The organism is Vreelandella sulfidaeris, assembly GCF_042429665.1.
Taxonomy (GTDB): Bacteria; Pseudomonadota; Gammaproteobacteria; order Pseudomonadales; family Halomonadaceae; genus Vreelandella.
In genome coordinates this window covers 1-940 of the sequence record NZ_JBHMAC010000023.1, presented here as the reverse complement: position 1 = coordinate 940, position 940 = coordinate 1, and the positions used below count along the sequence as shown (strand labels likewise).

The 940-nt window shown below is 56.3% G+C and carries 1 rRNA gene; it reads left to right on the top strand.

Annotated features, from left to right (window positions below):
- Positions 1 to 940, top strand: a 23S ribosomal RNA gene (locus ACFFLD_RS20550); the annotation flags it as partial.

The following is a 940-nucleotide window of genomic DNA, read 5'->3' as shown; positions in this document are numbered from 1 at the left end:
AAATTCCTTGTCGGGTAAGTTCCGACCTGCACGAATGGCGTAATGATGGCCACGCTGTCTCCACCCGAGACTCAGTGAAATTGAAATCGCCGTGAAGATGCGGTGTACCCGCGGCTAGACGGAAAGACCCCGTGAACCTTTACTATAGCTTCACACTGGACGCTGATGTTGCCTGTGTAGGATAGCTGGGAGGCTTTGAACTCCGGACGCCAGTTCGGAGGGAGCCAACCTTGAAATACCAGCCTGGCATCATTGGCGTTCTCACTCAGGTCCGTTATCCGGATCGAGGACAGTGTGTGGTGGGTAGTTTGACTGGGGCGGTCTCCTCCTAAAGAGTAACGGAGGAGCACGAAGGTACCCTCAGCACGGTCGGACATCGTGCAATGAGTGCAAGAGCATAAGGGTGCTTGACTGCGAGACAGACACGTCGAGCAGGTGCGAAAGCAGGTTCTAGTGATCCGGTGGTTCTGTATGGAAGGGCCATCGCTCAACGGATAAAAGGTACTCCGGGGATAACAGGCTGATACCGCCCAAGAGTTCACATCGACGGCGGTGTTTGGCACCTCGATGTCGGCTCATCACATCCTGGGGCTGAAGTCGGTCCCAAGGGTATGGCTGTTCGCCATTTAAAGTGGTACGCGAGCTGGGTTTAGAACGTCGTGAGACAGTTCGGTCCCTATCTGCCGTGGGCGTTGGATGTTTGAGAAGGGCTGCTCCTAGTACGAGAGGACCGGAGTGGACGACCCTCTGGTGTTCCGGTTGTCACGCCAGTGGCATTGCCGGGTAGCTATGGTCGGACGGGATAACCGCTGAAAGCATCTAAGCGGGAAGCCCCCTTCAAGATGAGACATCCCTGAGGCCTAGAGCCTCCTGAAGGGCCCAGCGAGACCAGCTGGTTGATAGGCACGGTGTGGAAGCGCTGCAAGGCGTTGAGCTAACG